This window comes from Streptomyces sp. NPDC055815, from assembly GCF_053616475.1.
In genome coordinates, this window is record NZ_JBSHDU010000003.1 from 115,967 (window position 1) to 122,415 (window position 6,449).

Below are 6,449 nucleotides of genomic sequence, written 5' to 3' on the forward strand. Positions count from 1 at the left end.
GCCCGAACCCGGAACCCCCACCGCCACCACCCACCTCACACGAAGGGCACGACCGATGCGGAGCTACCACCTGTCGCACAGCGGGGCCGGGCTGTCCGGTCTCTCCGTCCGCGAGCACGACGTCCCGACGCCCGGCCCCGGTCAGGCCCTGGTGGCGGTGCGCGCGACGTCCCTGAGCTTCCGTGAACTCATGGTGCTCGACGGGACCTACGTCCTGCCGGTCGAGCCGGACGTCGTCCCGGTCTCGGACGGAGCCGGCGAGGTCGTCGCGGTCGGCCCGGGAACCGACGCGGTACGCGTCGGGGACCGCGTGGCCGCCACGCTCTTCCCCTCCTGGCAGGACGGCCCGTTCGCCGTCGAGCACGCCGCGCAGCGCGGCGGTTCGCTGGACGGCATGCTCACCGAGTTCGCCCTGGTCGACGCGGACGCGCTCGTGACCGTACCCGCGCACCTGACGTACACGGAGGCCGCCACCCTTCCCTGCGTGGCGGTCACCGCATGGAACGCGCTGACCGGCGACGCGGCCGGGGTCCGCCCCGGCGACACCGTCGTCGTGCAGGGCTCCGGCGGAGTCTCCCTCTTCGCGCTCCAGTTCGCGAAGGCCCTCGGCGCCCGCGTGATCGCCACGACCAGCAGTTCCGCCAAGGCCGCGCGCCTGCGCGCACTCGGTGCCGACGAGGTCGTCGACTACACGGCCACCCCCGACTGGGCCGGCGAGGTCCGCGCCCTCACCGGCGGCCGCGGCGCCGACCGCATCGTCGACGTCGCGGGACTCCTCCACGAATCCGTCCGCGCCATCACCCTGGCGGGCACCGTCGCCTTGGTCGGCTTCACCGGCAGGACCGCCGCGCCGCTCGACCCGCACGCCCTGTTCGCGTCCGGTGCCACCGTCCGCAGTGTGGCGGTCGGCAGCCGCGCCCAGTTCACCGCCATGAACGCCTTCATCGAGAAGCACGGACTGCGGCCCGTCGTCGACCGCGCCTTCCGCTTCGACGAGGCCGTCGACGCCTACCGCCACTACGCCGGCGGAGGTTCCTTCGGCAAGGTCGTCATCGACCACTCCTGAGCGTTCATTCGGCCCAGTACCGGGCAAGCGCACCCTCCCGGTACGGAGCGGGGCTCACGCTCAGTTCGCCGGCGAAGGGGCGGTCGAGGACGAACACCAGGAGCAGACTGAAGCCGATGAGGGCCGCGACCGAGGCGACGAACAGCAGCTGGATCCGCAGCTTGCGCATGCCGTACAGGAAGGTCAGCGGGACGAGGACGATCGCGCCGCCGAAGGCCAGGACCTGGAGCAGGGGCGGCAGTTCCTGCTCCGCCATGGTCAGCCGGGCGCGGCGCTGGGCGGCGACGTCGTTGAGGTGGGCGACGGCCTCCTCGTAGAACACCTCTTCGCGCGGGGACTTCGGGTCGTACGTCTGCAGGGCGTCGAAGACGGCCCGGAGGTGCGCCTCGGTGGCCCCGTAGCTCGGCTGCCCGGCGCGCATGCGGGGCCACTGGTCCTCGACGACCGCGTGGACGTAGCCGCTGAGCGCGGTGTCGAGTTCGGCGCGGACGGCGGGCGGGAAGGCGGCGGCGTCGCGGGCGATGAGCGCGGCGTCGGTGGCCTCCGTGGCGACGATGGTCTGCGTGTTGTCCAGCTGGGTCCAGAGGGTGACGATGACGAAGGCGAGGATGATGCCGTAGATCGCGCCGAACATCCCCAAGGTCACCCCGACCATGTCGTTGTGCTCCCCGCGGGCCAGCGACGGATACCTGCGGCGGAGCAGCACGCTGCCGGCGACGGCGAGCACGACGGTCCCGCCGACGGTGACGACGGCCAGGGTGAAGGTGCTGAAGTGATTGAGGAGCCAGAGCGACATGTGCGGGGAGTCTAGGTGCGGCACACGGCCGTTCCGGGCCCACGGCGGCGGTCACAGTGAATGATCACTCGCCCGTGTCGGCGATGGAACACGATGTCGCCATGCCGGGCCCGTGACCTTGTCGCCGGAGCGGCGGAACGGGCGGATCGCGGTGCCCCGTCACCGCTGCCGCCCCGGCCGGCGAGAGGACGGCGGCCGGCCGCACACCGGCTGCCGACGGCGGCCCGGACTGCACCGGCTGCCGGCGGCGGCGCCCGCCCGCCTCCAGCCTCGGTACGCGCGGATGCGCGCCCCGAACGTCCTGCTCAGCGTGGTGCGCATGACCGAAGACCCGCAATGGCCGCCCCTTCGCGACCGGGACGCCCGGGACCTGCCGACCGGTTCCTCGGATCCGTACGGCAAGCCCCCGCCGCTCTACCGGTCGCCCGGGATGCCCGGCACGGTGCGGGCAGCCCGGTACATCGCCTGGCTCCGGGGCAGCGCCGTCGCCTGGTTCTCACGCCCCCGCACCCGCTGACCGGGCGGAGGACCCCCATGGACGCGGGACAGCTCCAGCGGCAGTGCCGGTTCGTGGTCGAGGAGGGCCCCCACAACGCGTACCGCGTGCAGACCGCCGACGAGGTGGGGTACGCGCTCGCGCCTGCCGCCTTCGTCGACCAGGGCCGTGAGCGGGCGCAGGGCATGCGGCAGCGGCTTGCCGTCTACGCCGATGACAGCCGCGCCGAGGTGCTCGCGTACGGCGCGGCCGGTGGCGCGAGCCGGCAGTTCGCCTCGTACACCGTCACCGATCCTCACGAGCAGGTGCTGGGGACGTTACGCCGGGATCTCGCTCGACGTGGCGGCTCGAGCAGCCCGGTCTCGGGGTCCACCGCTGGTCGGGGTCGGGGTCGGGGTCGGGGTCGGCGTGGCCGAGGGGCCGCGCCGTTCGTTCCACCGCATGACCGCGTACTCGGGGTCCGGGAGTCCTGACCATGCTGAACTCGCGTTTCGGGCGCCGTACGGTGCCGATGCCGGCCGTCGCCACCCTCGTCGCGACGGCCGGATGCTCCTCGTCGTCCACCGGCGCGCCGTCGAGGCGAGGGTCGCGCAGGCGGCCGAGGTGGACAAGGAACGCGCCGTCTGCCTGGTCGTTGTCGGGGTCCGTCCCTGGGACGACGGCCTGCGTCAGTATCCGCCGCCGAAGCTGAAGCCGCCGGTGAAGCCGCCCGTGCCTCCGGTGGCGGTGCCGCCCGACGGATTGCGCCCGCCGGACGAGGAACTCCGGGGCGGCGGGGGCGAGGTGAAGGTGCGGTAGTCCTCGTGGAACAGGTCCCGCCACCAGCGCCCGAAGTCGATGCCCCGCAGCTCGCGCTCCGTCGCGGCGAGCGCCGTCGTGTCCCACCGCACGTCGGGCAGAGCGAGCTCGGTGAGCGCCCGGCGCAGGCCCCGCAGGTCGACGTGGGGGCTCTCCTCCGGAGAGGCCGCCTCGCCGCGCGGAACGTCGTGCCGGAAGACGTACACGGCGCGTCCGGCCTCGTCGGTCACCTCCGACCAGCCCCAAATGGGCCGCGCGGCGAGCACCGACCGTCCGCGCCGGATCTCCTCCGCCTGCCGGGCCCGTTCGCGCGCCGCCTCCGCGGCCCTCGCCTCCGCCTCCTCGATGGCCTGCCGGATCTCCCTGCCGACGGGTGCGTACGCCTCGGTGGCCTCGCGCATCACCTGCTCGTAGCGCTGCCGGGTCGCCTCCCAGTCGGCGAGGGCGCGGCGTGCGGCGAGGTGCCGCCACCACGGGAGGGCGGCGGCGCGGCCGTGGGCGGCGGACAGTTCGGCGGTGACGTCGTCCACGGCTGCCGCGTAGTCGATGACGGCTCGTACCCAGCGCCGGCATGCCTCCGGCGTGCACGCGGCGAGGACTCCCGGGGCGTTCGGCGGTCCCGGGGTCCGCACGAAGAAGACGGCGGGCGCCCGTGGCCCGTCGAGCAGGCGGTGGAAGGAGTGCTCGTCGACGCGGACCTCGCCGTTGCGCGGTTCGACCCGGTCGGCCCCCTTCTGTCTGGGGTTCAGCTTGCCGTGGTTGGTGAGGTACGGCAGTTTCCGGCGACTCATCGGCTCCACCCCCGCGATCCGTCCTCGGGAGGCTTCCCCGGCAGCCCGGTCCCGAAGCCCGAGCGCCGGCCCCACCCGTCCCGGCGCCCGGTGGGAGGCGGGAGTTAGAGGCCCGGCCCGTTGTACGCGCCGCGGTGCGGTTTCGTGGTCGCGCTCACCGGGTTCGCCCAGTAGTCGCGGCCTCCGTTGCCGCTGATGACGGAGCCGTTGTTGAGGGCGGGGGACGTGGCGCGGAGCTTGTAGCCGTCGACGGAGTGGATGGTGTCGCCGCCGGTGCCGGGGTTCACGAACTGCGGGTCGCCGACGATGCCGTTGGCGGTCGGGCGGGGCACGCCCTGGAAGACGTTCCACAGCCAGGAGATCCCGGCGCCGGTGGGCAGGCGGGAGTCGCTCGTCCCCACCCAGATGTTGTTCTCGACGACGCTCTCGTCGGGGAGCGTGATGCTGAACTTCTTGTCGGTGCAGTAGAGGACGTTGTTGTACATGTGCAGCGCGGAGCGTCCGGCACTGACGCTGCTCATGCGGCAGTCGTTCTCGGAGATGTTGTAGCGGATGATCTGCTGGGCGCCGCCGATGGTGCCGCAGCCGTCGCAGTCGAGGAAGAAGCCGCCGATGTTGTCGCGGCTGAAGTTGTACTGGATGGTGCAGGTGCCGGTGTTGCCCCAGTCGCAGTCGAAGGCCTGGCTGTCGGCGACGGACATCCGCGTGATGCCGTACACGGCGTTCTTCTGGATGGTCGGGTTGTGGTCGCCGAGCACCCAGATGCCGGCGAAGTTGCCGCCGGAGAAGGGGTAGACGCCGTTGCCGACGCCGGAGGCGTTGTTGTACTGGATCAGGGGCGCGTCGGCGTAGCTGGCGATGATGCCGTCGCCGCCGACGTCCTTGAGGGTGTTGTTCTCGATGAGGACGCCGGTGCCCTTGACCGCAATGGCGCCGACGCGGATCTTGAGGCCGCCGCCGCCCGTGTTGCTGATCTGGTTGTCGTGGACGTGGACGTCGTTGAGGGTCGAGTTCGTGCCGCTCGCGCCGGTGACGATGCCGGCGGACTGGACGTAGTCCTCGGTGGTCGGGCTGTTCTTGTTCGTCTGGCCGGCCACCCGGTCGATGACGAGGTTGCCTATGTCGTAGCCGCGGTGCGCCCTGCCGTCGGTGGCGGAGATCCGAAGTCCGGTGCGGCGGGCGAGTGCGGAGGCGGGGTTGGTGACCTTGAGGTTGCTGATCCTCCAGTGGTCCTGGTTGGTCAGGGAGACGGCGTTCGGGGCGCCGCCGCCGTCGATCACGGGCAGGGCGCCCGTGCCGTAACTGGTGAGGACGATGGGGGCCGCGGCGGTGCCGCTGCCCTGCGGGGCGAGGGCGCCGGTGCAGGTGGTGCCGGCGGCGAAGGCGAGGGTGTCGCCGGGCCCGTACGTCTTCCCGTTGGCCTGTCCGATGCTGTGGAAAGGCGCCGCCTGGCTGCCGTCCCCGGCGGTCGCCCGTGAGCAGTCCACGTAGGTGACGCTCCCCGCGGCCGCGGCGGGCGTGCCGGTGAGGGCGGTGGTGCCGCCTATCGCGAGGGCGGCGGCGAGGAGTCCGCGGCCCAGCAACTGCCGTGCGGGCACAGCTCTGTTGGTCATGACGCAACAACCTTTCTGGCGGTCGGGTGCGGCCAGAAGCTAGGTGCGTCCGGTGATCGAGTCAATGCGTTCTCGTCGATTGATCGAGTTTCGATCAGCTGGTGGGCGATTGGTCGATCAGCGGGTGGGTGATTGGTCGTTCCTGGCACGTGCCTCCGGGGTCCCGCCGGGTGAGAGTTCACGAATGGTGCGGGGCCGAGTCGTCGTAGTTCCCCGGCCCCGGTCACTCCTGCGGGCCCCGGCCCGTCAGAACCCGGCCGCCGCCGGCACCAGGCGGAGGCGGCAGGTGTCCAGTGCACAGTCGATATGAACGTCGAGGCGTGGGTCGGGGGCCAGTACGGAAAGACGGTGCATCGTCAGCATCGCGTCCCAGGCCGAGGTCCCGGCCAGGGAGGACGGGCTCCAGGTGACGTCTTCGAGGTGGGTCCAGAGGTGGCCACCGAAGCCCAGATGAATCGTTCCTGCCCGGGATTCCTCCTCATCGAGGGCTCGACGGGCCGCCGTCAGGAAGGTCACGGCATGCTCGGCCCCGAGCGCCGAGACGACGACCCGGAGATGGGCGGCGATCAGGGAGGTCACCTCGGCCCAGTCGGCCACATCACCGAAACGCTCGCACAGACGTACGTTCAACAGGTGTTCCATGTCAGTGGTCATGCATGCACAGATACGTTTCCGCCGCCCATGGCGGCCGTCACGACACGCGGGAGCCGGAGTCCACCCCCCGTACGGAGTGATCGTCCGGCATGCCGGCGCCGGACCGGAGTACGCCCGAGGGCCGGGGGGCCCCCCACGCCCCCCCCCCCCGGGGGGGGGGTGGGGGGCCGGTGAAAACAGCGCCGGCACCCGCAAATGGGACAACCCCCCGGGGGGGGGTGGGCGGCCCCGGGGA

Annotated in this window: 6 protein-coding genes; 1 reads left to right on the forward strand and 5 read right to left on the reverse strand. The window is 72.2% G+C overall.

All coding sequences use genetic code 11. The features are described from left to right. Window positions 1-55 precede the first annotated feature (55 nt). Window positions 56-1,066: a zinc-dependent alcohol dehydrogenase family protein gene (locus ACWGN5_RS03690; RefSeq protein WP_453510978.1), complete on the forward strand. Its 1,011-nt coding sequence runs from the start codon at window positions 56-58 to the stop codon at window positions 1,064-1,066. A gap of 4 nt (window positions 1,067-1,070) precedes the next feature. Here ACWGN5_RS03690 and ACWGN5_RS03695 read toward each other — a convergent pair whose 3' ends face one another. From ACWGN5_RS03695 to ACWGN5_RS03715, 5 genes are all read right to left on the reverse strand, one after another. Beyond that, complete coding sequence (locus ACWGN5_RS03695; protein WP_453510979.1) at window positions 1,071-1,862, reverse strand: bestrophin-like domain; 792 nt, start codon at window positions 1,860-1,862, stop codon at window positions 1,071-1,073. Window positions 1,863-2,276: 414 nt separating this feature from the next. After that, window positions 2,277-2,657, reverse strand: coding sequence for a hypothetical protein (locus tag ACWGN5_RS03700; protein ID WP_453510981.1), 381 nt, complete (start codon window positions 2,655-2,657; stop codon window positions 2,277-2,279). A 369-nt stretch (window positions 2,658-3,026) separates the two neighbouring features. Then, entirely contained in the window at window positions 3,027-3,947 is a 921-nt protein-coding gene (locus ACWGN5_RS03705; protein WP_453510982.1) for a hypothetical protein, read from the reverse strand. A gap of 104 nt (window positions 3,948-4,051) precedes the next feature. Next, a complete protein-coding gene (locus ACWGN5_RS03710; RefSeq protein ID WP_453510984.1) occupies window positions 4,052-5,560 on the reverse strand; it encodes a right-handed parallel beta-helix repeat-containing protein in 1,509 nt (502 codons plus the stop codon). A 246-nt stretch (window positions 5,561-5,806) separates the two neighbouring features. Further along, the gene (locus ACWGN5_RS03715; RefSeq protein WP_453510986.1) at window positions 5,807-6,214 is read right to left on the reverse strand and encodes a hypothetical protein; all 408 of its coding nucleotides are present in this window, start codon (window positions 6,212-6,214) and stop codon (window positions 5,807-5,809) included. Between the last annotated feature and the right edge of the window lie 235 nt (window positions 6,215-6,449).